The following is a 26003-nucleotide window of genomic DNA, read 5'->3' on the forward strand; positions in this document are numbered from 1 at the left end:
CTTCCAGCTTCCAGCTTCCAGCTTCCAGCTTCCAGCTTCCAGCTTCCAGCTTCCAGCTTCCAGCTTCCAGCTTCCAGCTTCCAGCTTACGGCTCCCGAAGGGTTTCCATCGGCCAGCGCGGCACGGCCTGCATCTGGCCGAGCTCGTCGCGTTCCCCGGCGAGCAGGCGCTGGGCCCCCACGTAGGCGATCATCGCGCCGTTGTCGGTGCAGAAGCGGCCGCGGGGGTAGAACACCTCGGCGCCGCGCTTGGCGGCGGCCTGACCAAGGCGCTCGCGCAGGCGGGCGTTGGCGCTGACGCCGCCGGCCACCACCAGGCGCTTGAGGCCGGTCTGGTCGAGGGCGCGGCGGCACTTGATGACCAGGGTATCGACCACCGCTTCCTCGAAGGCGCGGGCCACGTCGGCGCGGGCTGTCTCGTCAAGCTTGCCGTCGGCTTCGAGCCGGCGAATCGCGGTCAGGGTGTGGGTCTTGAGCCCGGAGAAGCTGAAATCGAGGCCGGGCCGGTCGGTCATCGGCCGCGGGAAACGCCAGCGCGTCGGGTCGCCGGCCTCGGCGAGGCGCGCCACGGCGGGGCCGCCCGGATAGTCCAGGCCGAGCATCTTGGCGGCCTTGTCGAAGGCCTCGCCGGCGGCATCGTCCACCGATTCGCCGAGCAGCCGATAGCGGCCGAGGCCCGCGACCTCCACCAGTTGGGTATGGCCGCCGGAGACCAGCAGGGCCACGAAGGGGAAGGCCGGCGGGGCGTCCTCGAGCATCGGGGCGAGAAGGTGGCCCTCCATGTGGTGCACGCCGAGCACCGGAATGCCGAGCGCCCGGGCCAGGCCGTGGGCGGTGCTGGCGCCGACCATCAGCGCCCCGACCAGGCCGGGGCCGGCGGTATAGGCGATGGCATCGAGCTCGCCGCGGGCCGTGCCGGCGTCGTCGAGCACCCGCTGGATCAGCGGCAGCAGGCGGCGGGTATGGTCGCGGCTGGCCAGCTCCGGCACCACGCCGCCGTATTCGGCGTGCATGGCGATCTGGCTGTGGAGGGCGTCGGCCGCGAGGCCGCGCTCGGTATCATAGAGGGCGACGCCGGTCTCGTCGCAGGAGGTCTCGATGCCCAGTACGCGCATGGTGATGGCTCGGTGCTGCGGAAATGGCGGCATTCTACGCCTTTTGGTCGGCTCGCGGCAGGGGCTCGGGGGCGAAACGGTTTGCATGGCGACCGCGCGACGACTAGAATGCTGTGCGCTGCAAGACTGGGTCGTGCGCCCAGGGCAATGATCGTGTTCCCGTCGTCACCTCCGCGAGCGTTTTTCGCCGGCGTCGAGTTGGGATGCGATCGGCCCCCGGAAGGCGTGCGTTCAAACCGAACTCAAGTTTTCCAAGGTAGGTGAGTGCTTAATGCCTTCTGTCAAAGTACGCGATAACGAGCCGTTTGACGTCGCGCTGCGTCGCTTCAAGCGTTCCTGTGAAAAAGCCGGTGTTCTCTCGGAGGTTCGCCGTCGCGAGCAGTACGAGAAGCCGACCGCAGAGCGCAAGCGCAAGGCGGCTGCTGCCGTCAAGCGTCACGCCAAGAAGCTTCAGCGTGAGCGCAAGCGTTTCGAACGGCTCTATTGATCCGTACTGGGGTCGGCCGGCTCGCTAGCGGGTCGACTCGGGAGGGACGCCAAGCGGCCGCCGATCGGTGGCCGCTTGTTTTTGCGCCCGTTTTCGGCGCCGTGGTTCTCAAGCTCATCTGGATTGCCTGATGACCGGTCAGATCCCGCAACGATTCATCGATGACCTGCTGGCCCGCGTCGACGTGGTCGAGGTGGTCGGCGAGCGGGTCAAGCTCAAGAAGGCCGGGCGCAACCATTCGGGGCTTTGCCCCTTCCATCAGGAAAAGTCGCCGTCGTTCACCGTCAGCGCCGACAAGCAGTTCTATCATTGCTTCGGCTGCGGCGCCCACGGCAACGCGCTGCGCTTCTTGATGGAGTACGACAAGCTGCGCTTCCCCGAAGCGGTGGAGCAGCTGGCGGCTCGCTTGGGGCTCGAGGTGCCTCGAGAGGGGGCCGACGATCCGCGAGCCCAGGCGCGTGAGCGCAAGCGCAAGGAAGGCGTTAACCTGCTCGAGCTCTCGGCGAGCTTCTTCCGAGAGCGTTTGCGCATGCCGGAAGGGCAAGGCGCTCGCGAGTACCTGGAACGCCGCGGGCTGTCGCCGGAGGTCGTGCGTGATTTCGGCATCGGCTATGCCCCCGGCGGCTGGGAGTCGCTGAAGCGCCATCTCGGCGAGCGCGGCATCGCCGATGCGGTGCAGATCGAGTACGGCCTGCTGGTGCACCGCGAAGACAGCGGGCGCAGCTATGACCGCTTTCGCGATCGAGTGATCTTCCCGATTCGCGATATCCGTGGGAGAACCATTGCCTTCGGCGGTCGGGTGCTGGGCGATGCCAAGCCCAAGTACCTGAACTCCCCGGAGACGCCGGTCTTCCACAAGGGGCGCGAGCTCTATGGGCTTTACGAGGCGCGCCAGGCCAATCCGCGCCTCGAGCGGCTGGTGATCGTCGAGGGCTACATGGACGTGGTGGCGCTCGCCCAGTTCGGCATCCGCAACGCGGTGGCCACCCTGGGAACGGCCACCACCGAGGATCACCTGGGGCGGTTGTTCCGCATGGTCGACGAGGTGGTGTTCTGCTTCGACGGCGACCGGGCCGGTCGCCAGGCGGCAAGTCGGGCGCTGGAGACGGTGCTGCCGCAGATGATCGACGGCCGCCAGGCGCGTTTCCTGTTCCTGCCTGAGGGCGAGGATCCGGATACCCTGGTGCGTCGTGAAGGCCCGGCGGGCTTCGAGGATCGGGTGACGTGTGCCAGCCCGCTGTCGGAGTACCTCTTCGAGCACGCCGCGCAAGGGCGTGACCTCGATCGCCTCGAGGAGCGCGAGCGCTTCGCCAGCCAGGTGCTGGGAGCGATCGGTCGGCTACCCGAGGGGGTGATGAAGTCGCTGCTGCTGACGGAACTCTCGCGGCGCACCGGCGTCGACCAGTCAAGCTTCGAGGCATTGATGTCCCGCGGCGCGACCGAGACGGCGCCGTCCGCCGAATTGCCGCCGGGAGGCGACATGCCCTCGGCGCCGCCGTCGGAGGAGCGGCCGCTGGAGACCGGTCGGCGGCAGTCGTCGATGGGGCGGATGGCGCGCGCCTTGCAGTTGCTGGTGCATGAGCCGGCGCTGGTCGAGCGTCTGCCCGAGGACGATGACTGGTGCGACCAGGCCGATCCCGAGGCCTCGCTGTGTCGCGAGGTGGTGCGCTTGCTCAAGGCCGGGGGCTATCGCAGTGCCCAGGTGTTGCTGGCGCACTTCCATGGCACGCCGGAAGGCGAGCGCTTGGCGGCCTTGGCGCGCCAGGCGCCGCTGGTGCCCAAGGGAGTGCGAGGCGCCGAGCTTGACAACTGGGTCGCCTACTTCCAGCGCCATCGCCGACAGCGGTCGCCGCAGGAGGAGTATGACGCCCTGCTGGCACGGACGCAGGCCGGGGAGCGGCTGTCGCAGGAGGAGCGCCGGCGGCTGAACGAACTGTTGATGGAGCTGAAGACCTGAGGCCTTATGCGCCAGGAAATTGGCGGCGGGGTTGAATTTCCTCCTACCATCACCATATTACAGCAGCGTCACCCGAGCGGGGCGCAACCTGACAACCTAACACACCTGAATGACCGCGCAAATACACCGAACTGGCAATCGAGCGGTCACACCCGCTATACTGTTCGGCTTATCGAGTTTTTTCTCCGCCTCAGTGCTTCAGGTGCTTCATTCTTCTTCGTCGAGATAGGGTTTCTATGGCTGGAAATGCGCAGCAGCAGTCACGTCTGAAGGAGTTGATCGCGCGCGGCAAGGAACAGGGCTTCCTGACCTATGCCGAGGTCAACGACCATCTTCCCGAGGATATCGCCGACCCCGATCAGGTGGAAGACATCATCGGCATGATCAACGACATGGGTATCAATGTCGTCGAGGAAGCGCCCGATGAAGACACGCTGATGATGGCCGATCACTCCACCGATGAGTCGGCCGCCGAGGAGGCCGTGGCCGCCCTGGCGGCGGTGGAGAGCGATGTGGGCCGAACCACGGATCCGGTGCGCATGTACATGCGCGAGATGGGGACCGTGGAACTGCTGACCCGCGAGGGCGAAATCGAGATCGCCAAGCGCATCGAGGAGGGCACGCGCGAGGTCATGTCCGCGCTGGCCTACCTGCCGGGCGCCGTGGAGTCGATTCTCGAGGCCTATGACGCCACCCAGGATGAAGAGGCTCCGGGTCGCCTGTCCGACCTGTTCTCGGGCTTCATCGATCCCGACGAGGGTATTCCCGGCGTCGCCGAGGCGGAAGTGGCCGAAGAGCCCGAGGTGGCCGAAGGCGATGCCGACGAGGACGACGAAGACGCCGAGGAAGAAGACGATAGCGGCGGCGGTCCGGATCCGGAAGAGGCTCGTGCCCGCTTCGAGCAGATCCGCGAGCAGAACGCGGCGGCGCAGCGCGCCATCGAGGCCGAGGGGCGTGGCTCCGCGTCGGCGCAGGCCGAGCTGGCTCGTCTAGCCGAGCTGTTCTCGCCGATCAAGCTGGTACCCAAGCACTTCGAGCGCCTGGTCGGCCAGGTGCGCATCAGCGTCGAGCAGGTGCGTGCCCAGGAAAAGTCGGTGATGCAGCTGTGCGTCAAGAAAGCCAAGGTGCCGCGCAAGACCTTCATCAAGGCGTTCCCCGGCAACGAGTCGCGTCTGGACTGGCTCGACGACTTCATGTCCGACAACGCCAAGTACGCCGACAAGCTGGCCGTGTTCAAGGGAGACATCCAGCGGGCTCAGCGCAAGATCGCCTTCGAGGAAGAGATGATCCTGCTGCCGGTGCCCGAGATCAAGGAGGTCAACCGTCGCCTGTCCATCGGTGAGGCCAAGGCGCGCCGGGCCAAGAAGGAGATGGTCGAGGCCAACCTTCGCCTGGTGATCTCGATCGCCAAGAAGTATACCAACCGCGGGCTGCAGTTCCTGGATCTGATCCAGGAAGGCAATATCGGCCTGATGAAGGCGGTGGACAAGTTCGAGTATCGTCGCGGCTACAAGTTCTCCACCTATGCGACCTGGTGGATCCGCCAGGCGATCACTCGCTCCATCGCCGACCAGGCGCGCACCATCCGTATTCCGGTGCACATGATCGAGACCATCAACAAGCTCAACCGGGTGTCCCGGCAGATGCTCCAGGAAATGGGGCGCGAGCCGACCCCCGAGGAGCTGGGTGAGCGTCTCGAGATGCCTGAGGACAAGGTGCGCAAGGTGCTCAAGATCGCCAAGGAGCCGATCTCCATGGAAACGCCGATCGGTGACGACGACGACTCGCACCTGGGCGACTTCATCGAGGACGGCACCATGGTGCTGCCCATCGACTCGGCCACCGGCGAGGGGCTGATCGAAGCCACCCGCAACGTGCTCGGCGGTCTCACCGCCCGCGAGGCCAAGGTGCTGCGCATGCGCTTCGGTATCGACATGAACACCGACCATACCCTGGAAGAGGTCGGCAAGCAGTTCGACGTGACCCGCGAGCGGATCCGTCAGATCGAGGCCAAGGCGCTGCGCAAGCTTCGCCATCCGTCGCGCTCCGAACCGCTGCGTTCCTTCCTCGACGAGTAGGCCGGCGTTCAGCGCTTCTCAACGACGATGCCCGCGGATATTCCGCGGGCATCGTCGTTCTGGGTCGGTCATCGTCGTTCTAGGGCGGTGCGAGGCGATCAGTTCGCCGCTCGGCGCTGCCGTCGCTTCACCATCAGCCACAGTTCCAGCATGGCCAGCAGTAGCAGGGTGCAGCCGAACAGTTCGGTAACCTCCTCGGCGGCATCCTTGACGATGCGCAGGTAGTGCTCGCCAAGAATGGCTTGCCACAGATCGCTGCGACCGTAGAGGCGCGAGAACACGTAGGTGGCGAGGAAGCCGGCGGCGAACAGGCCGCCGGAAAAGGTGGCGGCATAGCGTTCCAGTTCGGCAGCGAAGGAGAGGCGACCGCGGAGGACTATCAGCAGGATGGGTACCACCAGCAGCGTGACCAGCAGCTCCCAGGCGCCGTCGAAGACGTAGGCATCGAGCCAGGCATCCTGCTCGCGTATCAGCGAGGCGCCCAGCAGTCCCAGTAGCAGCAGGGTGACATGGGGCCACTGGTGGTCGAGGCGGCGGGTCATCAGCACCAGCGCGGTGGCGCCGAGCAGCAGCAGGGTCTGGGCGATCTCGGTGAAGCCTGACTCCGAGAAGCGCATGACGCCCAGTTGGTTGGCCTCATAGAGGACGCCCTGAAGCAGGGCGGCGATCAGCAGCAGGTAAGCGAGGCCGCGCAAACAGAGGGCGCGGAAGCCGATGCGGTCGGCAGATTGGTCGGGCATGAGGATTGGGCCGGTGATGTATTTAGCTGGCTCATTATATCCTCTCTATTGTATTGCCGTCTGCTACCACGGGATGCCGCGAGCGACCCTGACGCTGGGCTTCCTCCAGCAGCCAGTCGTGCACCGCCAGCACTCGGCGGTCGTCCAGCGAGCCGGCGGCATGCACGATACCGTAATGCATGCCGGTGGCGACGCGCTGTGCGAAGGGTACCACCAGCGCGCCGGTATCCAGCTCGTTGGTGATCAGGGTCTGGCGAGCGATGGCCACGCCCATGCCGGCCAGCGCGGCTTCCATGGTCAGGTGATTGCGATTGAAGGTATAACCGCGGCGTACGTTGAGCCGCGGTGCGCCGATGGCCTGGAGGTAGTGTTCCCATTCGCCGTAGTCATGGCTGCCGCGCCAGGCGGTGACGTCGTGCAGCAGCGGATACCATGCCAGGTCTTCCGGACGACGCAGCGGCGGGCGGCCGCGCATCAGCGAAGGCGCGCAGACCGGGAATATCGTCTCCTCCATCAGTGGCGTGATGGACATCCCCGGATAGTGGCCATCGTTGAGGTCCAGGGCCAGGTCGAAGTCACCCTCGCGCAGCGAGGTGCTGCTGTCTTCGGCGATGATGTGCAGCTCGATGTCAGGGAATCGGGCCTGCAGCCGCGGCAGGCGCGGCATCAGCCACTTGTTGAGAAAGGAGGGCACCACGCGCAGGCGGATGATGCCGCTCATCACGCCGCTGCGAAGCCGTTTCACCTCGAGCCCCACTGCCTGGTAGGCCTCCTCGACCACCGCGGCGAGACGCCTGCCTTCCTCGGTCAGGGCCAGCTGGCGTGGCAGGCGTCGGAACAGCTTGAAGCCAAGGCGATCCTCGAGCTGCTTGATCTGCTGGCTCACGGCGCCGGTGGTGACGTGGAGTTCCTCCGCTGCCCGGGTGAAGGATAGGTGTCGGGCGCTGACCGCGAAGACCTTCAGCCAGGCATGGGTCTGGGAGTTAAGGAGTCGGCTCATGGTTTAGCGATTCTATACTGTGGGCAAGATATTGTGGATTGTCGTCGTGACGAAGTGGCGACAACATTAAGCCTCAACGCAAGCGAAGGCCAGCTGGCTTTAGTGTAACTGACAATAAGGCGTTTCCGGCGTGATCCGGGCCCGACACGAGGTTCTTCCCATGGCAATCAGCGTCTTCGACCTGTTCAAGATCGGTATCGGTCCTTCAAGTTCCCACACCGTCGGCCCGATGCGGGCGGCCTACGACTTCGTCCAGGCCCTGCGTGGCAGGGATTTGCTGGAGCGGGTGGCCCGGGTCGAAGTGCATCTGCACGGTTCTCTGTCCTCGACTGGCAAGGGGCACGGCACCGACCGCGCCACCATCATGGGGCTGATGGGCGAGCGCCCGGAGTGCGTCGATCCTGCCATCGTCTCGCCCTGCATCGAGGAGTTGCTGGAGTCCCAGACCCTGCTGCTCGACGGTCGCCTGGCGATTCCCTTCCTGTGGACCCGGGACCTGCAGTGGCACGACGAGAGCCTGCCTTATCACCCCAACGCCATGACCCTGATAGCCCACGGCCACGCCGAGGAGCTCTATCGCAACGTCTACTACTCGGTGGGCGGTGGCTTCGTCGTCGATGAGCAGCAGGCGGCCAGCGGCGAGCTGGATTCCGACACCACGGCGCTACCCTACGATTTCAACAGTGCCGCTGAACTGCTGGCGCTGTGTCGCCTGCACGGCCTGCGCATCAGCGAGCTGATGATGGAAAACGAGAAGGCCTGGCGCGACGAAGCCGAGGTCCGTGCCGGCCTGTGGCGCATCTGGGAAGCCATGCAAGCCTGCGTGCAGAAGGGCTTCGAGGGCGAAGGCGTGTTGCCGGGGGGGCTCAACGTCAAGCGTCGTGCCGCGGCGCTGCATCGTCGCCTGGAGGCGCTGGAAAGCGACACCAACCTGATTTCCACCACCTTTTCGGCAATGGACTGGGTCAACGTCTACGCCCTGGCGGTCAACGAGGAGAACGCCGCCGGCGGGCGCATGGTCACCGCGCCCACCAACGGTGCGGCAGGCATCATTCCGGCGGTGCTGCACTACTACATGAAGTTCCAGCAGGGCGCCGACGAGCGCTGCGTGGTGGATTTCCTGCTCACCGCCGCCGCGGTAGGCATCCTGTGCAAGAAGAACGCCTCCATCTCAGGTGCCGAGGTGGGCTGCCAGGGCGAGGTGGGCTCCGCCTGCGCCATGGCCGCCGCCGGCCTCACCGAGGTGCTGGGCGGCTCCCCGGCCCAGGTCGAGAACGCCGCCGAGATCGGCCTGGAGCACAATCTGGGGCTGACCTGCGACCCGGTAGGCGGCCTGGTGCAGGTACCCTGCATCGAACGCAATGCCATCGCCTCGGTGAAGGCGATCAACGCCACCCAGATGGCCCTGCGCGGCGACGGCGAGCACTTCATCTCGCTGGACAAGGCCATTCGCACCATGCGCGATACCGGCGCCGACATGCAGGAGAAGTACAAGGAAACCTCCAAGGGCGGCCTGGCGGTCAACGCTATCGAGTGCTGAACGATCTCTTTGTCGGGCGGTGCATGCCGTCCTGCCTGGCGCGTCACTCCGGTGGCGCGCCTTTTTTTATGTCTCGTGTCGGGGGCCGCGTGGCGGCAGCGTCTCGCCGATATGGGCGACCAGGTAGTCGAGAAAGTGCTGGACCTTGGCCGAGCGGTGGCGATGGCGGGGATAGACGGCCCACACCGCCGTGTCGCCGTGGCGATAGGCGTCGAGCACGCTGATCAGCGCGCCGCGGGCCAGGTGCTCCTCGACATAGTAGTCGGGCAACTGGGCCACCCCCAGGCCCTTCAGGGCGGCATCGAGCAGCGCCGGGCCGGAGTTGCCGCTCAGCGGGCCGTCGACGCGGATGTCGCGGCGCACGCCGTCGACGTCGAAGCGCCAGTAGTCCCGCGAGCCAACCAGGCAGCGGTGGCGGGACAGCTCCGAGAGGCTATGGGGCTGGGCGATCCGGGTGAAGTAGGCGGGCGCGCCGACCACGTACTCGCGCCGCTCGCACAGGCGCCGGGCGATCAGCGAGGAGTCTTTCAGCCGGCCCATGCGGATGGCGATGTCGAAGCCCTCGTCGATGATGTCCACCTGGCGGTTGGTGAAGTGCATGCGCACCTCGAGCCGCGGATTGGCGCACATGAAGTCGTGTACCAGCGGCGCGATGAAGCGTTCGCCGAAGGTGGTGGCACAGGTCAGGCTCAGCAGGCCGGTGGGGGTGTCCTGAAGTTCCTTGACCGCGGTTTCGGCCTCGCGGAAGCCCTCGAACAGGTGCTGACAGTGCTGGTAGTAGAGCTGCCCGGCCTCGGTGAGACGAATCCGCCGCGTGGTGCGATAGAGCAGGGTGGTGCCCAGCTGGTTTTCCAGCTGGCTGACCAGGCGGCTGACGTGGGAGCTCGAGACCTTGAGGCGTTCGGCGGCGGCCTTGAAGGCGCCCAGGCGAACGACTTCGATGAAGGCCTCGACGCGGTCCCAGCGTTGCATACGGTGTGTCCTCCGATGAGCGGTGCGCTGGATTGTTGTCAGGTGGCAACAATGTCATGCGTTTAGTGCAGTTTATCCGAGTATGCGGTCTTGCCTAGACTGTGGGAAGGCCAACCCCATTGAGAGGAGTGAATCATGAAGTCACGTGCCGCCGTCGCCCTGGAAGCGGGCAAGCCGCTCGAGCTGACCGAGATCGACGTCGAGGGCCCCAAGGCCGGCGAAGTGCTGGTGCGCATGGCCGCCACCAGCGTCTGCCATACCGACGCCTACACGCTGTCCGGGTCCGACCCGGAGGGGCTTTTCCCCTCCGTGCTGGGCCACGAGGGCGCCGGCATCGTCGAGGAAGTAGGCGAAGGCGTCACCAGTCTGCGCCCCGGCGACCATGTCATTCCGCTCTATACCGCCGAGTGCGGCAAGTGCAAGTTCTGCCTGTCCGGCAAGACCAACCTGTGCGGTGCGGTGCGTGCGACACAGGGCAAGGGCGTGATGCCCGACGGCACCAGCCGTTTCTCCCTGGAGGGCAAGCCGCTCCACCATTACATGGGGACTTCCACCTTCAGCGAGTACACCGTGGTCCCCGAGGTGTCCCTGGCCGTGGTGTCGAAGGAAGCGCCGCTGGACAAGATCTGCCTGCTCGGCTGTGGCGTGACCACCGGCATCGGTGCGGTCATGAACACCGCCAAGGTCGAGCCGGGCGCCACCGTGGCGGTGTTCGGCCTCGGTGCCATCGGCCTGGCCGTGATCCAGGGTGCGGTCATGGCCAAGGCCAGCCGCATCATTGCCATCGACGTGAACCCGGAGAAGTTCGAGCTGGCCAAGCAGTTCGGCGCCACCGAGTTCGTCAATCCGAAGGACTACAGCGACTCCATCCAGCAGGTCATCGTCGACATGACCGACGGTGGCGTCGACTATTCCTTCGAGTGCATCGGTAACGTCAACGTCATGCGCTCTGCCCTGGAGTGCTGCCACAAGGGCTGGGGCGAGTCGGTGATCATCGGTGTCGCCGGTGCCGGCGAGGAGATCTCCACTCGTCCGTTCCAGCTGGTCACCGGTCGGGTCTGGAAAGGCTCTGCCTTCGGTGGCGTCAAGGGTCGCACCGAGCTGCCGGGCTACGTGGATCGCTACATGAAGGGTGAGATCAACATCGACGACTTCATCACCCACGACATGCCGTTCGAGAAGATCAACGAGGCCTTCGAGCTGCTGCACAAGGGCGAGAGTATCCGCACCGTGCTGCACTTTTGATCGCGCCCGAGGCCGCGCGAAGGGCTCGATACGCAACGCGCGCCCGATACCGCGCGAAGGGCTCGATGCGCAATACGCGCCCGATGCCGCGCCTCTTCTCTTGACCGACCCGTGCCCGGTGTCGCGGATGCTGCATCGATCGATGCGCCCACGACACCGGGCGAATCCGACGAGGAATCGCCCATGACCATGACCGAACACCTCGAGCTGGTTTCGGCCAACCGCAGCTTCGGCGGCTGGCACAAGCGCTATCGGCACCGCTCGCGGGCGCTCGATTGCGAGATGACCTTCGCCATCTACCTGCCGCCGCAAGCGGAAACCGAGCGCGTACCGCTGCTGTGGTGGCTGTCGGGACTGACCTGTACCGACGAGAACTTCATGCAGAAGGCCGGCGCCCAGCGTCTGGCCGCCGAGCTGGGCATCGCCATCGTCTGCCCGGACACCAGCCCCCGCGGGCTGAACCTTCCGGGGGAAGACGACAGCTACGACTTCGGTTCCGGCGCGGGCTTCTACGTCAACGCCACCCAGGCGCCGTGGAAGGACCACTATCGGATGTACGACTACGTGGCCGAGGAGCTGCCCTCGGTGGTGCGCCAGCACTTCCCGGTCAATGGCCGGGAGGCGATCAGCGGCCATTCCATGGGCGGCCATGGTGCGCTGATCCTGGCCCTGCGCCGTCCTGGGCACTATCGCTCGGTGTCGGCCTTCGCACCGGTCGTCAATCCGACCCAGTGTCCCTGGGGGCGCAAGGCCTTCGGCAACTATCTGGGCGAGGATGTCAGCCACTGGACGCAGTACGACGCCTGCGAACTGGTGGCCCGCGGGGCCTCCCGTCAGCCGCTGTTCGTCGACCAGGGCGAGGCCGACGACTTCCTCGAGGAGCAGCTCTGCCCCGAGCGTCTGGAGGCGGTGTGCGCCGAGCATGATCATCCGCTGACCCTGCGTCGGCAGCCCGGCTACGATCACAGCTATTTCTTCATCGCCAGCTTCATCGACGACCATCTGCGCTACCACGCCGAGCATCTGCACGCTCGACGCTGAGTCGTTTCCCTTTCTGCCGCGCCGCCTTTCAGGCGGCGCTTTTCGTTGCACGCATCGTGTGTCTCTGCGTCATCGGCATGCTTGTTCGCGACTCATTGCCGCTATGTACCGGGAATCCATTCTCCGATAGGCAAATTTGACATGCTGAAAAACGACATGGCGGGTAAATTTCGCAATGAGCATGCCTGATAGCGACAGGTGGCTCTTTCCAAGACATCAAGCAAAGCCCCGTCCGATAACAAGAACACGACAATATACACCGTGCTGGAGACCAAGATGACAAGCGCTCCTCAGGCCTCGCGTAATGCCGCCGTTCCCCAGACCCTCGGCTTCCTGCTGCTGGACAACTTCACCCTGATCTCGCTGGCGTCGGCCATCGAGCCGCTGCGCATGGCCAACCAACTGGCGGGCCGTGAACTCTATCGCTGGTATACCCTGAGCCTCGACGGCGGGCCGGTGAAGGCCAGCGATGGTCTTCAGGTGACGCCCGACGCCTCGATCACGGTGCCGTTGGCGCTGGATACGGTGATCGTGTGCGGCGGCGTGGGACCTCAGCGCAGCGTGCAGCGCGAGCACGTCACCTGGCTGCAGTCCCAGGCGCGACAGTCGCGTCGCCTTGGCGCGGTGTGCACCGGCACCTGGGCGCTGGCTCGGGCGGGGCTGCTCGACGGCTTCGAGGCCAGCGTGCACTGGGAGTGCCTGGCCGCCATGCAGGAAGCCTTTCCCAAGGTGTCGCTCACCACCCGACTGTTCTCCATCGACCGTGAGCGGGCGACCTCCTCCGGTGGCACGGCGCCGCTGGACATGATGCTGACCCTGATCGCACGTGATCACGGTCGCGAGCTGGCCGCCGGCATCTCCGAAATGTTCATCTACGACAGGGTGCGCAACGAGCAGGATCAGCAGCGCGTGCCCCTCAAGCATGTGCTCGGCACGACCCAGCCGCGGCTGCTGGAGATCGTGGCGCTGATGGAGGCCAACCTGGAGGAGCCGATCAGCCTCGACGAGCTGGCCGAGTACGTCAACGTCTCGCGCCGCCAGCTGGAGCGGCTGTTCCAGAAGAACCTGCACTGCTCGCCGTCGCGCTACTATCTCAAGCTGCGCCTGACGCGAGCCCGGCAACTGCTCAAGCAGACCCCGATGTCGATCATCGAGGTGGCTTCGGCCTGCGGCTTTGTCTCCACGCCGCATTTCTCCAAGTGCTATCGGGAATACTTCGGTATCCCGCCTCGCGACGAGCGGCTGGGATCCAGCGCCGTCGAGCTGGTGCCGGTGGAACTGGGCCGCGAGGCCGCCGTCATGCTACAGTCCGCCTCGTTCGAGTCGGTTCCCGAGGCACCGGTATCCGCGGCCATGAGCGCCCTGGATCAGGCCAGGGGCGAGCCGACCTATGCCAGTGTCAGGTTGAGGAACTAGGAGCTCCTTCCCGGCCCTCGGTGACGACGGATGCCGTGAGCGCTCGTCTCGCCCGCCTGGCGGTCACGGAGCTCCGGGCGGGAGGCGATGCGCAAAGGACTAGGATGGCTGGCACGGGCCCTGGGGCTCGCGCTGCTCGGCTGGATCGGGCTCAGCGTGCTGGCGGTACTGATGTTCCGGGTGGTGCCGGTGGGCGGTTCCATGGTGATGCTCGAGCGCAAGGTGGAAGCCTGGAGCGCCGGTGAATCCCTGGATATCCGCCAGGATTGGCGCCCCTGGGCCGAACTTGCCGATACCGCCAAGCTGGCGGTGATTGCCGCTGAAGACCAGCGCTTCCCCGATCATCACGGTTTCGACCTGGTCGAGCTGCGCCGCGCCGTCGAGGCCAGTCTCGACGGCGGTGACCTGCGCGGCGCCAGTACGCTCAGTCAGCAGACCGCCAAGAACCTGTTCCTGTGGACCGGTCGCAGTTGGGTGCGCAAGGGGCTGGAAGCCTGGTTCACCCTGCTGCTCGAGACGCTCTGGCCCAAGGAGCGGATCCTCGAGGTCTATCTCAATATCGCCGAGTGGGACGACGGGGTCTTCGGCCTGGAGGCCGCGGCCCAGCATTACTTCGGTGTCTCCGCGTCCCGCCTCAGTGCCGTCCAGGCCAGTCGGCTGGCCGCCATCCTGCCCAACCCCCGGGGGTGGAGCGCTTCCCGCCCCAGTGCCCACGTGCTGGGTCGCAGCGCCTGGATCCGTGGCCAGATGCGTAACCTCGGCACCGCTTACCTCGAACGACTCTGACGCGTCCGGTGGCCTCGAGAGTGCCCTGACGCGACACCGATTTCCCGTCGTGTCGCGATCGCGACGATCGTGACGTTTTTGGAATTTTCCCGGTCGCTTCCAGGCGCCGGGCCCCGCGGGGTGGGGGATATGCTGCCGGCGTGATCATGCACCACCACGGAGCCCCCGCCATGACCCCTGCCGAGCTGCACCAGGATGCCATCGTCATCGATGGCCTGATTATCGCCAAGTGGAATCGCGAGCTGTTCGAGGACATGCGCAAGGGCGGCTTGACGGCCGCCAACTGCACCGTGTCCGTCTGGGAAGGTTTCCAGGCCACCGTCGACAACATCGTCAAGACCGACGCCCTGATGGCCGAGTCCAGCGATCTGGTGCGCCCGGTCCGTACCACCGCGGACATCATCCGGGCCAAGGAAGAGGGCAAGACCGGGATCATCTACGGATTCCAGAACGCCCACGCCTTCGAGGACCAGATCGGCTACGTCGAGATCTTCAAGAAGCTAGGCGTGGGCATCGTGCAGATGTGCTACAACACCCAGAACCTGGTCGGTACCGGCTGCTACGAGCGTGACGGCGGGCTGTCTGGCTTCGGTCGCGAGATCGTCGCCGAGATGAACCGTGTGGGCATCATGTGCGATCTCTCCCACGTCGGCGAAAACACCTCTCGCGAGGTCATCGAGGCCTCCGAGAAGCCGGTGTGCTACTCCCACTGCCTGCCGTCCGGGCTCAAGGAACACCCGCGCAACAAGTCCGACGAAGAGCTCAGGTTCATCGCCGACAACGGCGGCTTCGTCGGCGTGACCATGTTCACTCCCTTCCTGCGCGCCGGCGTTGACGCCACCGTCGACGACTACGTCGAGGCCATCGAATACGTGATGAACATCGTCGGCGAGGATGCCATTGGCATCGGCACCGACTTCACCCAGGGCCACGACAAGCAGTTCTTCGAGTGGCTGACCCACGACAAGGGCTATGCCCGTCGCCTGACCAACTTCGGCAAGATCATCAATCCCGAGGGCATCCGTACCATCGGCGAATTCCCCAATCTCACCGAGGCACTGCTGAAGCGCGGCATGAGCGAGCGTCAGGTGCGCAAGATCATGGGTGAAAACTGGGTCAATGTGCTGAAGGACGTCTGGGGCAGCTAGGACCAAGAACGAAGGGGAAGAGGGAAGAGGGAAGTAAGAAGATGCTGTTCTCTACCCCTTCTCTGACTTCTCACTTCTCGTTTCTTGATTCTTATCCCTTACCTCTTACTTCTTATCTTTTTATAACGATAATTCGAGGAATACGATCGTGACCAAGATGGCTCCCGCACTGCCCATCGAAGTGGATGCCGAGACCGGCGTCTGGACCACCGATGCGCTGCCCATGCTCTACGTGCCGCGGCACTTCTTCATCAATAACCATATCGCCGTGGAAGAGGCCCTGGGCGCCGACAAGTATGCCGAGATTCTCTATCAGGCCGGCTACAAGAGCGCCTGGCACTGGTGCGAGAAGGAAGCCGAGTGCCACGGCCTCGAGGGCGTGGAGGTCTTCGAGCACTACATGAAGCGCCTCTCCCAGCGCGGCTGGGGGCTGTTCGTCACCGAAGAGATCGATCTCGACGCGGGTACCTGCCGCGTGCGACTGGAGCACAGTGCCTTCGTCTATCAGATGGGCAAGGTGGGCCGCAAGATCGAATACATGTTCACCGGCTGGTTCGCCGGCGCCATGGACCAGATCCTCGCCGCCCGTGGCAGCGATCTGCGCACCGTCGCCGAGCAGACCCAGAGCGGCGCCGAGGAAGGCTGCGACGTTGGCATCTTCGTGACCCGTCCCGCCGCATTCTCCAACTCCGCTCAGGGCTGAGGAAGCTTCATCATGGCATTCGACGCGATCTTCCAGCCGATCCAGATCGGCAATCTCACCATCCGTAACCGCGTGGTCAGCACCGCACACGCCGAGGTCTACGCGACCGACGGCGGCATGACCACTGACCGCTACGTCAAGTATTACGAAGAGAAGGCCAAGGGCGGCTGTGGCCTGTGCATCTGCGGCGGCTCCTCGGTGGTCTCCATCGATAGCCCGCAGGCCTGGTGGAGCTCGGTGAATCTCTCCACCGACCGCATCATCCCGCACTTCCAGAATCTGGCCGATGCCGTGCACAAGCATGGCGGCAAGATCATGATCCAGATTACCCACATGGGTCGCCGCTCGCGCTGGGACGGTTACAACTGGTCGACCCTGCTGTCGCCGTCCGGCATCCGTGAGCCGGTTCATCGCTCCACCTGCAAGACCATCGAGGAGGAGGAAATCTGGCGCATCATCGGTGACTTCGCGCAGGCCGCGCGTCGGGCGAAAGAAGGTGGCCTGGACGGCGTCGAACTGTCCGCCGTCCACCAGCACCTGATCGACCAGTTCTGGAGCCCGCGGGTCAACAAGCGCACCGACCAGTGGGGCGGTAGCTTCGAGAATCGCATGCGCTTCGGCATGGAAGTGCTCAAGGCGGTGCGCGCCGAGGTCGGCGACGACTTCGTGGTCGGCATGCGCATCTGCGGCGACGAGTTCCACCCGGACGGCCTGTCACACGACGACATGAAGCAGATTGCCGCCTTCTACGATGCCACCGGACAGGTGGACTTCTTCGGTGTGGTCGGTTCTGGCTGCGACACCCACGACACCCTGGCCAACGTCATTCCCAACATGTCCTTCCCGCCGGAGCCGTTCCTGCACCTGGCGGCGGGTATCAAGGAAGTGGTCTCCGCACCGGTGATCCACGCCCAGAACATCAAGGACCCCAACCAGGCCGAGCGGATCCTCGAGGGCGGCTATGTGGACCTGGTGGGCATGACCCGGGCGCATATCGCCGACCCCCACCTGATTGCCAAGATCAAGATGGGCCAGGTCGACCAGATCAAGCAGTGCGTGGGTGCCAACTATTGCATCGACCGCCAGTACCAGGGCCTGGACGTGCTGTGCATCCAGAACGCCGCCACGTCCCGCGAGTACATGGGCTTGCCGCATATCATCGAGCCCACCGAGGGCAAGAAGCGCAAGATCGTGGTGGTCGGCGGTGGCCCCGGCGGTATGGAGGCTGCGCGAGTGGCCGCCGAGCGCGGCCATGAGGTGACCCTGTTCGAAGCCGCCGAGGCGCTGGGTGGGCAGATCACCACCGCCGCCAAGGCGCCTCAGCGCGACCAGATTGCCGGTATCACCCGCTGGTACCAGCTGGAGCTGGCGCGTCTCGGCGTCGACCTGCGCCTGGGGACCCGTGCCGACGAGGCCACCCTCAAGGACCTGCGTGCGGATATCGTGGTGCTGGCGACCGGTGGCAAGCCGTACCTCGACCAGTACCCCGAGTGGGGCTACTCCGAGAATCCCGAGGAGAGCCTGATCGTCAGCACCTGGGACATCCTGGACGGGCGTGTCGAGCCGGGCAAGAACGTGCTGATCTACGATGCCCTGTGTGAGTTCGCCGGCATGTCCGCAGCCGACTACCTGGCCGACAAGGGCGCCAAGGTCGAGATCGTGACCGACGACATCAAGCCAGGTGCGGCGGTGGGCGGCACTACCTTCCCGACCTATTACCGCAGCCTCTACCAGAAGGAGGTGATCATGACCTCCGACCTGATGCTGCACAAGGTCTACCGCGAAGGCGACTCGCTGGTGGCGGTGCTCGAGAACGAGTACACCGGTACCCAGGAAGAGCGTGTGGTCGACCAGATCGTGGTCGAGAACGGCGTGCGTCCGGACGAGGGGCTCTATTTCGAGCTGAAGCACCAGTCCCGCAACAAGGGTCAGGTCGACCTGGAGGCGTTGTACGACATCAAGCCGCAGCCCTGCCTGAGCGAAGACGGCGATGGGTTCCTGCTGTTCCGCCTGGGTGACTGCACGGCACCACGCAACACTCATGCGGCGATCTACGACGCCCTGCGCCTCTGCAAGGACTTTTAACCCCTAGCTGGAAGCCTGAAGCTTGAAGCTGGAAGGAAAACCCGCGCTTTTCGCCCTTTCTTCCAGCTTCCGGCTTTCAGCTTCCAGCTCGCCGATGAGGTGAGCGAGATGCTCGATACCTTACTTCCGATCCTGATCTTCGCCGCGCTGGGGCTGGCGGCGATCGGTGCCATCCGGCGCGCGCGCCTGTGGCGCCAGGGCCGCCCCTCGCCGGTGCCGGTGATCAAGGGACTGGCGGCCATGCCGCGTCGCTACCTGGTCGACCTGCACCACGTGGTCGGGCGCGACAAGGTGATGTCCAATACCCACGTGGCCACCGCCGGTGGCTTCGTTGCCGCGGCCGTGCTGATGGTGCTGGTGCACGGCCTTGGCCTGGCCGCCGGCGTACTCGGCTGGGTACTGCTGGCCGCCAGCGCCACCATGTTCGTCGGCAGCTGCTTCGTGGCCCGCCGGCGCCGCCAACCGCCGTCGCGGCTCTCCAAGGGCCCGTGGATGCGCCTGCCCAAGAGCCTGATGGCCTTCTCGCTGAGCGTGTTCGCCATCACCCTGCCTGCCGTGGGCCTGCTGCCCGAAGACTTCGGCAGCTGGATCCTGGCGCTGGCGCTCTGCGCCGTGCTGGTCTGGGGCCTTGGCGAGATGGTCTTCGGCATGGCTTGGGGCGGGCCGATGAAGCACGCCTTCGCCGGCGCCTTGCACCTGGCCTTCCACCGTCGCGCCGAGCGCTTTTCCACGCAAGGGGGTGAGGGCCGCCCCTCCACCGGCCTCAAGGCCTTGAATCTGGACGACGAAAGCGCCCCTCTGGGCGTCGAGAAGCCCAGCGACTTCACCTGGAACCAGCTGCTCGGCTTCGATGCCTGCGTGCAGTGCGGCCGCTGCGAGGCCATGTGCCCGGCCTTCGCCGCCGGCCAGCCGCTCAACCCCAAGAAGCTGATCCAGGACATGGTGGTCGGCATGGCCGGCGGCAGCGATGCCGCCTATGCCGGCAGCCCCTATCCGGGCAAGCCGGTGGGTGAGCACCAGGGCACGCCCCACGGGCCGATCGTGGCTCGTGAAGGCAAGGCCCTGGTGGACGCCGAGACCCTGTGGTCCTGCACCACCTGTCGCGCCTGCGTCGAGGAATGCCCGATGATGATCGAGCACGTCGATGCCATCGTCGACATGCGGCGCTTCCTGACCCTCGAGCACGGCAACACCCCCAACAAGGGCGCCGAGGTGCTCGACAACCTGATCGCCACCGACAACCCCGGCGGCTTCGATCCCGGCGCGCGGATGCACTGGGCCGCCGATCTGGAGCTGCCGCTGATGGCCGATCGCGGCGAGGCCGAGGTGTTGCTGTGGCTGGGTGATGGCGCCTACGACATGCGCAACCAGCGTACCCTGCGCTCGCTGGTCAAGGTGCTGCGCGCCGCCGACGTGGACTTCGCGGTGCTTGGCAACGAGGAGCGCGACAGCGGCGACGTGGCCCGTCGTCTGGGCGACGAAGCGACGTTCCAGAGCCTGGCGAAGCGCAACATCGCCACGCTCTCGAAGTACCGCTTCCAGCGCATCGTCACCTGCGATCCGCACAGCTTCCACGTGCTTGGCAACGAGTACGGCGAGATGGGAGGCCAGTACGAAGTGCGCCACCACAGTACCTACATCGCGGAACTCTTCGAGGCCGGTCGCCTGCACGTCAAGCCCTGGAAGGGCGGCGGCGTGACCTATCACGATCCCTGCTACCTGGGCCGCTACAACGGCGAGTACGAGGCACCGCGCAACGTGCTCAAGGCGCTGGGCATCGAGGTCGCCGAGATGGAACGCTCCGGCTTCCGTTCCCGCTGCTGCGGCGGCGGCGGCGGCGCGCCGATCACCGACATCCCCGGCGAGCGTCGCATTCCCGACATGCGCATGAACGACGTGGGCGAGACCGGTGCCGAGCTAGTGGCGGTGGGCTGCCCGCAGTGCACCGCCATGCTCGAGGGTGTGGTCGACGCCACCGCCGAGGTGCGCGACATCGCCGAACTGGTCGCGGGCGCGCTGACCGAGGCGCCCGAGGCGTCCGCCGGTGCGGACCGGCAATCATCGAATCGGCCCCAGGCCGTGGAGGTGGCGTGATGAGCGATATCGTCCGTCGTGATCCGCGCAAGGAATGGATCGCCCGTAACCGGCTGCACCCACAGCATCTGGACGTCCTGAGCGAGCTCGGCCAGGGGGCGGCCAGCGAGTGGCCGGGGCCGAATGGCCTCGTCCGCAAGAACCCGCACGCCGTGGGCTTCATGGGCCCCAACGGTATCAAGCGCATCGATCGCAGCGGCATTCAACAGGGCGCCGTTGGCGGCAGCAGGGGCGCAGCCTCGGCTGCCCAGAGCAAGCCGCTGGTCGAGATCGAGTCGCCGGCTTTCCTGGTCACGGTGGTGCCGGACATGTCCGGCGGCCGCCTCTCCAGTCACGACCGCGACCTGCTGGGCCTGGCCCGGCAGTTGGCCGATGCCGACCCGAATGCCCGTGGCGCAGTGCTGGTGGTGGTCTTCGGCGGGTACCACCGCGAGGGGGACGGCGAGCTGAAAGAGATTGGCTTCGGTGAGGCCGGCGTCGACCGCCTGCTGATCCTCGACGATCCCCGCTTCGACGGCTTCGCCCCCGAGGCTCGCCTCGGCGCGCTGCTGGCGGTGGAAGAGGCCTGGACACCGCGTCACTGGCTGGTGCCGGACTCCAAGCTCGGCGGCGCCGACCTGGGCCGCCGCCTGGCGGCGCGGCTCGGCGAGCGCCCGGCTACCGGCGTGTGGCAGGTCGAGCCCGATGCGAATGCCGAGCTCGGCTGGCAGTGCCTGGCGCGCGGTGCGGCGGCCACCATCGATATCCGCCGACCGCTGCCGCGGATCACCCTGGCACTCGCGGAGTGCGCCGAGCCGGTCGACGACAACCGTCACGCGGCAGAGGCGCTTGACCTGCCCCAGGCGCTGCCATCTCCGCTCTCGCGCATCGAAGACCTGGGCCAGGTACCGGTGGACCCGGCCGGCGTGGCGCTGGCCGAGGCCGAGTTCATCCTCTCTGCCGGCAACGGCGTGCGCGACTGGGACGGCTTCCATGCCGCCGCCGAGGTGCTTGGGGCCACGGAAGGGGCCTCGCGAGTCGCGGTCGACGATGGCTTCATGCCTCGCGATCGACAGGTGGGAGCCACCGGCACCTGGGTCACTGCCCGGGTCTACGTGGCGGTGGGCATCAGCGGCGCCATTCAGCACCTGCAGGGGATCCAGACCTGCGACAAGGTGGTGGCCATCAACATGGATCCCGGCTGCGACATGATCAAGCGCGCCGACCTGGCGGTGATTGCCGATTCGGCCAAGGTGCTCGAGGCGTTGGTCGAGCTGGTGAAGCAGCAACGAGAGGAGCAGCGCGATGCGGCCTGAACAGAGCACGATCCAGCCCCTGGAGATCACCGTGCTGGTCTCGGTGGGACGTCATCCCACCACCGGTCGCGCGCGCCGCGCCGATCAGGATGCCCGGGCGGTGGAGCTGGCCCGCGGCGTGGCCGACGCCCGGGTTCAGCTCATGCATGCCGGCGGCAAGGAGGCGGACTGTGAGTCGGCCCTGCGCGGCTACCTGGGCATGGGCTTCGACGCCCTGACCCTGGTCGAGCAGCCCGAGGGCGCCGATACGCTGCCTGCGCTCGCCGAGGCGCTCCGCGGGGCGCCGCCTCAGCTGGTGATTACCGGTGAACGCGCCGAACAGGGCGAAGGCTCCGGCCTGCTGCCTTACCTGCTGGCCGAGCGCCTGGGCTGGCCGGTGGTCAGTGGGCTGGCGGCGGTGGAGAGCGTCGAAAACGGCGTCGCCACCCTGCTGCAGGCGCTGCCGCGAGGCCAGCGCCGTCGCCTCAAGGTGCGCCTGCCGGCCATCGTGACCGTCGATGGCGCGGCGCCGGCGCCGCGTCAGAGCGCGTTCGGGCCGGCGCGGCGTGGCCATCTGGCCGCGGTGCCGGGCGGCGTGACCGTGGATGAGGCCTGGGCGAACTGGGAGACCCAGCCGGCCCGCAAGCGGCCCAAGCGTCTGAAAATCGTCAAGGCCGCTTCGGCCCGGGACCGTTTCAAGGCCGCGGCCGCCAAGGCCGAGGGGGGCGGTGGCCAGGTGCTCACCGATGTGGCTCCGGAGCAAGGCGCGGAGGCGATCCTCAAGTTGCTGAAAGAAGAAGGCGTACTGCGCTGAAGGTGATGCCGCCTGGTGCCTCGCCAGGCATGCCGCTCAGATTGGCAAGCGAATGTTGTCCCGGTCTATGGCCGGGACTTTTTTATCTTTGCAGGGCAGCTTTAGGCGCGGTAACCGACTAGCGGAGTGATATGATGCTTTAATAGATTTTAGCTATTGAAGGGCAGTGAGATTGCCGCAAATCGGCGTTTTGTACGAAATTTCTCACATCTAGTTGATTAGCCAAGTCCTATATCGGTAATGGGATTTCTGTTACCCTCCTGCGCTCGGCTTCGCTGCGCTATCTCTCTTCGAGCCTCTGTCGTATCCCCCCAATCGGTGAATCGCCTCATGGCAAAGCAACAGGACGCAACGGACTTGCAGCTCTCGCTCCGTGCCTGCAAGGGATCATTTCTTTCCGTGGGCTTCTTCAGCATGTTCGTGAACCTGCTGATGCTTGTTCCGCCTCTTTACATGCTGCAGGTCTACGACCGTGTCATAACCTCACGTAGCGAGGAAACCTTGCTCGTGCTGACGCTGGTTGTAGTGTTTCTGTTCATGGTCATGGGTGGGCTCGAGCTAGTGCGTTCGCGCATCCTGGTGCGCGTTGGAAACCGGCTAGATACCAGTCTCAACAGCAGGCTCTACAGTGCCATGTTCCGGCGTAGCGTCGTGGCTCAGGGGCGCCAGTCGGCACAGCCGCTGAATGATCTTACCAATTTGCGCCAGTTCCTCACCGGAAATGGCTTGTTCGCCTTCTTCGATGCCCCCTGGGTCCCCATCTATATTGGCGTGCTTTGTTTGTTCCATATCTGGCTCGGTGTCTTTGCCCTGTGTGCCGGTGTCATTCTTCTGGCATTGGCCATCGCCAACGAGATGGCCACGAAAGGGCTGCTTGCCGAAGCGAGCAATGAGAGCATCAAGTCGCAGGAGCTTGCCAACTCTAACCTTCGCAATGCCGAAGTACTGCATGCCATGGGTATGCTGCCCAATATCATGGGGCGTTGGGCGGAAAAGCATCACGCTTACCTGGCCAAGCAGTCCCAGGCGAGTGATCGGGCCGGCGCTCTTACCAATGCCTCGAAAGTGCTGCGCATGCTGTTCCAGTCGATGATTCTCGGCTTGGGGGCCCTGCTGGTGCTGCAGGGGGAGATGACGCCGGGAATGATGATTGCCGGCTCGATCATCATGGGGAGGGCTCTGGCCCCTATCGACCAGATGATCGGAAGCTGGAAAGGGTTCGTCGGTGCCCGAGGCGCCTATGAGCGTCTCAACGAACTGTTGACCCAGATCCCCGAGGAGCAGCGTCGGATGTCACTGCCTGCTCCCGACGGGCACCTGGCGATTGAAACCGTCGCGGCGGCTCCCCCGGGCGCGCGCATGGCGACCATTCGAGGTATCAATTTCGAGGTGCCTCGCGGCGAGCACATCGGCATCATTGGTCCCAGTGCCGCCGGCAAGTCGACCCTGGCTCGCGTCCTGCTGGGCATCTGGCCTACTCAGGTTGGCAACGTGCGGCTGGATGGCGCTGATATTCATCACTTCAACCGTGATGAGCTAGGACCTCACATCGGGTACCTGCCCCAGGATATCGAGCTGTTCGATGGCTCGGTCAGCGAGAACATCGCGCGCTTCGGCGACATCGACTCGAAGAAGGTCGTGACGGCGGCGAAGAAAGCCGGCGTGCACGAGATGATTCTCGAGCTGCCCAACGGCTACGACACGCAAATCTCTGCCTCCAGCGGAGCCCTGTCCGGGGGGCAGCGCCAGCGTGTCGGTCTGGCAAGGGCCCTGTACGGAGACCCCGTGCTGGTCGTGCTGGATGAGCCCAACTCCAACCTGGATGACGCCGGGGAGAAGGCGCTCTCCGACGCCATTTCCCAGCTCAAGGCCGAGGGAACGACCCTGATGGTCATCAGCCATCGCACCAGCGTCCTCAAGAACATGGACAAGTTGCTGGTGATGAAAGAAGGGCAGGTCAGCATGTTCGGCCCTCGAGACCAGGTGCTGGCACAGTTTGCCAAGACGTCTTCCCAGCGCCGAGTGGCGGCAGGGAACAATTATCGCCTGGCCTCCGTGGGTGGGGGTAAACGCCCTGGTGAATCCGAAAATGGCAGCGAGGAGCAACGGTAATGGCGGCCGAGCGAGAGGATAGCCAAGCAGGGAAACTTCCGAGCATCGACATCACGCCGGACTCTCAACCCCTGGAAGGAGAGGCCGTCGAGAAGCTGCCCACCAGCGACAAGAAGGTCAGGCGCTGGGGGCTGGTGATCCTGCTGGTGGCATTTGGGGGCTTCGGAACCTGGGCGCTGACTGCCAAGCTCGCTGTCGCCGTGGTGGCGCCGGGCAGTGTCTCCATCGAATCGTTCAAGCGCACCGTGCAGCATCTCGAAGGCGGTATCGTTCGTGACATCCTGGTGAAGGATGGGGACCATGTCGAGGCGGGGGATGCGCTTGTCATCCTGAGCGACACCCAGGCGCGTGCTCAACTGGACATCGCCCGTGCCCAGTACCTCATCAATCGTGCCATGGAAGTGCGCCTGCTCGCCGAGCAGGGGGAGGCCGATAGCCTGAGCTTTCCCGAGGAGTTGACCGGCAGCGACCTGGAGCGCGTGCAGGAAGTGTTGGCGGTACAGCGCAGCTTGTTCGTGTCACGCCGGGAGTCGCTCAACAGTACCTTGGCGTCGCTGGATGAGCAGGCCAACCAGATGCGTGATCAGATCGATGGGCTCGAGGCCCAGATCTCGGTGAATCTCAGGCGTATCGCCTCGCTGCGCTCCGAAGCGGAGGATTTTCGCTCCCTGTTCCGTGAGGGACTGGGCGACAATCAGCGCCTGCGGGAGCTCGAGCGACAAATCCTCGAATACGAAGGTCAGGTGGCTCGCTCCAGGTCAGAGGTCGCGCGCTTGAAGTCGCAGATCAGCGAGAATCAGGTCCAGAAGGAGGTGCGTCGCCAGGAGTATCAGTCCGAGGTTGGCGAGCAGTTGCGCAACGCCCAGGCCAAGATTGCGGAATCCGAAGAGCGGATTACCTCGCTGACCGACCAGGTGAATCGGACGACGGTGACCGCACCGGTGTCCGGGACGGTGGTTGGCCTCAAGGTGCACTCCCAGGGGGCTGTCATCCGCTCGGGGGATCCGATCATGGATGTCGTTCCCAGCGGGGATGGCTTTGTCGTCGAGGTCAGGATACCGAATCGCGATATCGATCATATCTTCATCGGGCAGCCTGCCGACATACGTTTCTCGGCTTTCAATCAGCGCTTGACCGACGAGATCTCGGGGGAAGTCACCTATATCAGCGCTGACAGCTTCGAGGACGAGGCCACGGGCCAGCAGTACTACAAGGGGCGGGTCAAGGTGACGGAAGAAGGGCGGAAGGACATGACCGAGCAGATGAAACTGCTGTCGGGAATGCCCGCCGAAGTCATGATTCGTACCGGTGACCGGACCTTTGCGAGCTACATTGCCAAGCCCATCAGTGACATGCTTGCCAGGGCGATGCGAGAGGAGTAAGGACATGCGCAGGAT

The 26003-nt window shown here is 65.2% G+C and carries 21 protein-coding genes; 17 read left to right on the forward strand and 4 right to left on the reverse strand.

The window, feature by feature from the left end:
• Nucleotides 1-85: 85 nt before the first annotated feature.
• Nucleotides 86-1114 (reverse strand): tRNA (adenosine(37)-N6)-threonylcarbamoyltransferase complex transferase subunit TsaD, encoded by a 1029-nt coding sequence (gene tsaD, locus FHR96_RS18450; RefSeq protein WP_183389204.1) that lies wholly within the window; start codon nucleotides 1112-1114, stop codon nucleotides 86-88.
• 271 nt (nucleotides 1115-1385) lie between these two features.
• On the opposite strand from tsaD, the gene rpsU reads away from it, so the two are divergent.
• From rpsU to rpoD, 4 genes are all read left to right on the forward strand, one after another.
• A complete protein-coding gene (gene rpsU, locus FHR96_RS18455; protein WP_013333229.1) occupies nucleotides 1386-1601 on the forward strand; it encodes a 30S ribosomal protein S21 in 216 nt (71 codons plus the stop codon).
• Between the two features lie 130 nt (nucleotides 1602-1731).
• A complete protein-coding gene (gene dnaG, locus FHR96_RS18460) occupies nucleotides 1732-3558 on the forward strand; it encodes a DNA primase (RefSeq protein WP_183389205.1) in 1827 nt (608 codons plus the stop codon).
• Between the two features lie 6 nt (nucleotides 3559-3564).
• A complete protein-coding gene (locus tag FHR96_RS18465) occupies nucleotides 3565-3828 on the forward strand; it encodes a hypothetical protein (RefSeq protein ID WP_183389206.1) in 264 nt (87 codons plus the stop codon).
• Nucleotides 3795-5636, forward strand: a complete 1842-nt coding sequence (rpoD, locus tag FHR96_RS18470) for an RNA polymerase sigma factor RpoD (RefSeq protein WP_183389207.1) — start codon at nucleotides 3795-3797, stop codon at nucleotides 5634-5636. The genes FHR96_RS18465 and rpoD overlap by 34 nt, the downstream gene beginning before the upstream one ends.
• A 98-nt stretch (nucleotides 5637-5734) precedes the next feature.
• On the opposite strand, the gene FHR96_RS18475 is transcribed toward rpoD, so the two are convergent.
• Nucleotides 5735-6376: a hypothetical protein gene (locus FHR96_RS18475; protein ID WP_183389208.1), complete on the reverse strand. Its 642-nt coding sequence runs from the start codon at nucleotides 6374-6376 to the stop codon at nucleotides 5735-5737.
• Between the two features lie 34 nt (nucleotides 6377-6410).
• On the reverse strand, nucleotides 6411-7376 hold the full coding sequence (locus tag FHR96_RS18480) for a LysR substrate-binding domain-containing protein (RefSeq protein WP_183389209.1): 966 nt from the start codon (nucleotides 7374-7376) through the stop codon (nucleotides 6411-6413).
• 160 nt (nucleotides 7377-7536) lie between these two features.
• On the opposite strand from FHR96_RS18480, the gene FHR96_RS18485 reads away from it, so the two are divergent.
• Nucleotides 7537-8916, forward strand: coding sequence for an L-serine ammonia-lyase (locus FHR96_RS18485; protein ID WP_183389210.1), 1380 nt, complete (start codon nucleotides 7537-7539; stop codon nucleotides 8914-8916).
• Nucleotides 8917-8982: 66 nt separating this feature from the next.
• On the opposite strand, the gene FHR96_RS18490 is transcribed toward FHR96_RS18485, so the two are convergent.
• Nucleotides 8983-9888 carry a LysR family transcriptional regulator gene (locus FHR96_RS18490; RefSeq protein WP_183389211.1) on the reverse strand — a complete coding sequence of 302 codons (906 nt, stop codon included), beginning with the start codon at nucleotides 9886-9888 and terminating at the stop codon, nucleotides 8983-8985.
• A gap of 135 nt (nucleotides 9889-10023) precedes the next feature.
• On the opposite strand from FHR96_RS18490, the gene FHR96_RS18495 reads away from it, so the two are divergent.
• The 12 genes from FHR96_RS18495 (at nucleotide 10024) to FHR96_RS18550 (ending at nucleotide 25988) form a co-directional block, all read left to right on the forward strand.
• Complete coding sequence (locus FHR96_RS18495; RefSeq protein ID WP_183389212.1) at nucleotides 10024-11133, forward strand: S-(hydroxymethyl)glutathione dehydrogenase/class III alcohol dehydrogenase; 1110 nt, start codon at nucleotides 10024-10026, stop codon at nucleotides 11131-11133.
• A 183-nt stretch (nucleotides 11134-11316) separates the two neighbouring features.
• On the forward strand, nucleotides 11317-12174 hold the full coding sequence (gene fghA, locus FHR96_RS18500) for an S-formylglutathione hydrolase (RefSeq protein ID WP_183389213.1): 858 nt from the start codon (nucleotides 11317-11319) through the stop codon (nucleotides 12172-12174).
• Between the two features lie 276 nt (nucleotides 12175-12450).
• A complete protein-coding gene (gene gbdR, locus FHR96_RS18505; RefSeq protein ID WP_183389214.1) occupies nucleotides 12451-13590 on the forward strand; it encodes a choline metabolism transcriptional regulator GbdR in 1140 nt (379 codons plus the stop codon).
• Between the two features lie 87 nt (nucleotides 13591-13677).
• On the forward strand, nucleotides 13678-14376 hold the full coding sequence (gene mtgA / locus FHR96_RS18510; protein ID WP_183389215.1) for a monofunctional biosynthetic peptidoglycan transglycosylase: 699 nt from the start codon (nucleotides 13678-13680) through the stop codon (nucleotides 14374-14376).
• 170 nt (nucleotides 14377-14546) lie between these two features.
• On the forward strand, nucleotides 14547-15524 hold the full coding sequence (locus FHR96_RS18515; RefSeq protein WP_183389216.1) for a dipeptidase: 978 nt from the start codon (nucleotides 14547-14549) through the stop codon (nucleotides 15522-15524).
• A 148-nt stretch (nucleotides 15525-15672) separates the two neighbouring features.
• Nucleotides 15673-16227, forward strand: a complete 555-nt coding sequence (locus FHR96_RS18520) for a DUF5943 domain-containing protein (protein WP_183389217.1) — start codon at nucleotides 15673-15675, stop codon at nucleotides 16225-16227.
• 12 nt (nucleotides 16228-16239) lie between these two features.
• Entirely contained in the window at nucleotides 16240-18312 is a 2073-nt protein-coding gene (gene dgcA / locus FHR96_RS18525) for a dimethylglycine demethylation protein DgcA (RefSeq protein ID WP_183389218.1), read from the forward strand.
• A 108-nt stretch (nucleotides 18313-18420) separates the two neighbouring features.
• A complete protein-coding gene (locus FHR96_RS18530) occupies nucleotides 18421-20406 on the forward strand; it encodes a (Fe-S)-binding protein (protein ID WP_183389219.1) in 1986 nt (661 codons plus the stop codon).
• Complete coding sequence (gene etfA / locus FHR96_RS18535; protein WP_183389220.1) at nucleotides 20406-21701, forward strand: electron transfer flavoprotein subunit alpha; 1296 nt, start codon at nucleotides 20406-20408, stop codon at nucleotides 21699-21701. Before FHR96_RS18530 ends, etfA begins: the two co-directional genes overlap by 1 nt.
• Nucleotides 21691-22494, forward strand: coding sequence for an electron transfer flavoprotein subunit beta (etfB, locus tag FHR96_RS18540; protein WP_183389221.1), 804 nt, complete (start codon nucleotides 21691-21693; stop codon nucleotides 22492-22494). Before etfA ends, etfB begins: the two co-directional genes overlap by 11 nt.
• A gap of 330 nt (nucleotides 22495-22824) precedes the next feature.
• Entirely contained in the window at nucleotides 22825-24606 is a 1782-nt protein-coding gene (locus FHR96_RS18545) for a type I secretion system permease/ATPase (protein ID WP_183389222.1), read from the forward strand.
• Complete coding sequence (locus FHR96_RS18550) at nucleotides 24606-25988, forward strand: HlyD family type I secretion periplasmic adaptor subunit (RefSeq protein ID WP_183389223.1); 1383 nt, start codon at nucleotides 24606-24608, stop codon at nucleotides 25986-25988. Before FHR96_RS18545 ends, FHR96_RS18550 begins: the two co-directional genes overlap by 1 nt.
• Nucleotides 25989-26003: the final 15 nt, after the last annotated feature.

This window comes from Halomonas organivorans (assembly GCF_014192055.1).
GTDB classification, from domain to species: domain Bacteria; phylum Pseudomonadota; class Gammaproteobacteria; order Pseudomonadales; family Halomonadaceae; genus Halomonas; species Halomonas organivorans.

What these genes read in the sequence shown, in the direction of transcription:
- FHR96_RS18550 (WP_183389223.1), top strand. Translation starts at nt 24,606, where the DNA reads ATGGCGGCCGAGCGAGAGGATAGCCAAGCAGGGAAACTTCCGAGCATC.
- FHR96_RS18530 (WP_183389219.1), top strand. Translation starts at nt 18,421, where the DNA reads ATGCTCGATACCTTACTTCCGATCCTGATCTTCGCCGCGCTGGGGCTG.
- FHR96_RS18475 (WP_183389208.1), bottom strand. Translation starts at nt 6,376, where the DNA reads ATGCCCGACCAATCTGCCGACCGCATCGGCTTCCGCGCCCTCTGTTTG.
- gbdR (WP_183389214.1), top strand. Translation starts at nt 12,451, where the DNA reads ATGACAAGCGCTCCTCAGGCCTCGCGTAATGCCGCCGTTCCCCAGACC.
- rpoD (WP_183389207.1), top strand. Translation starts at nt 3,795, where the DNA reads ATGGCTGGAAATGCGCAGCAGCAGTCACGTCTGAAGGAGTTGATCGCG.
- dnaG (WP_183389205.1), top strand. Translation starts at nt 1,732, where the DNA reads ATGACCGGTCAGATCCCGCAACGATTCATCGATGACCTGCTGGCCCGC.
- FHR96_RS18545 (WP_183389222.1), top strand. Translation starts at nt 22,825, where the DNA reads ATGGCAAAGCAACAGGACGCAACGGACTTGCAGCTCTCGCTCCGTGCC.
- FHR96_RS18515 (WP_183389216.1), top strand. Translation starts at nt 14,547, where the DNA reads ATGACCCCTGCCGAGCTGCACCAGGATGCCATCGTCATCGATGGCCTG.
- FHR96_RS18485 (WP_183389210.1), top strand. Translation starts at nt 7,537, where the DNA reads ATGGCAATCAGCGTCTTCGACCTGTTCAAGATCGGTATCGGTCCTTCA.
- rpsU (WP_013333229.1), top strand. Translation starts at nt 1,386, where the DNA reads ATGCCTTCTGTCAAAGTACGCGATAACGAGCCGTTTGACGTCGCGCTG.
- etfB (WP_183389221.1), top strand. Translation starts at nt 21,691, where the DNA reads ATGCGGCCTGAACAGAGCACGATCCAGCCCCTGGAGATCACCGTGCTG.
- FHR96_RS18480 (WP_183389209.1), bottom strand. Translation starts at nt 7,376, where the DNA reads ATGAGCCGACTCCTTAACTCCCAGACCCATGCCTGGCTGAAGGTCTTC.
- tsaD (WP_183389204.1), bottom strand. Translation starts at nt 1,114, where the DNA reads ATGCGCGTACTGGGCATCGAGACCTCCTGCGACGAGACCGGCGTCGCC.
- fghA (WP_183389213.1), top strand. Translation starts at nt 11,317, where the DNA reads ATGACCATGACCGAACACCTCGAGCTGGTTTCGGCCAACCGCAGCTTC.
- mtgA (WP_183389215.1), top strand. Translation starts at nt 13,678, where the DNA reads ATGCGCAAAGGACTAGGATGGCTGGCACGGGCCCTGGGGCTCGCGCTG.
- FHR96_RS18465 (WP_183389206.1), top strand. Translation starts at nt 3,565, where the DNA reads ATGCGCCAGGAAATTGGCGGCGGGGTTGAATTTCCTCCTACCATCACC.
- etfA (WP_183389220.1), top strand. Translation starts at nt 20,406, where the DNA reads ATGAGCGATATCGTCCGTCGTGATCCGCGCAAGGAATGGATCGCCCGT.
- dgcA (WP_183389218.1), top strand. Translation starts at nt 16,240, where the DNA reads ATGGCATTCGACGCGATCTTCCAGCCGATCCAGATCGGCAATCTCACC.
- FHR96_RS18495 (WP_183389212.1), top strand. Translation starts at nt 10,024, where the DNA reads ATGAAGTCACGTGCCGCCGTCGCCCTGGAAGCGGGCAAGCCGCTCGAG.
- FHR96_RS18490 (WP_183389211.1), bottom strand. Translation starts at nt 9,888, where the DNA reads ATGCAACGCTGGGACCGCGTCGAGGCCTTCATCGAAGTCGTTCGCCTG.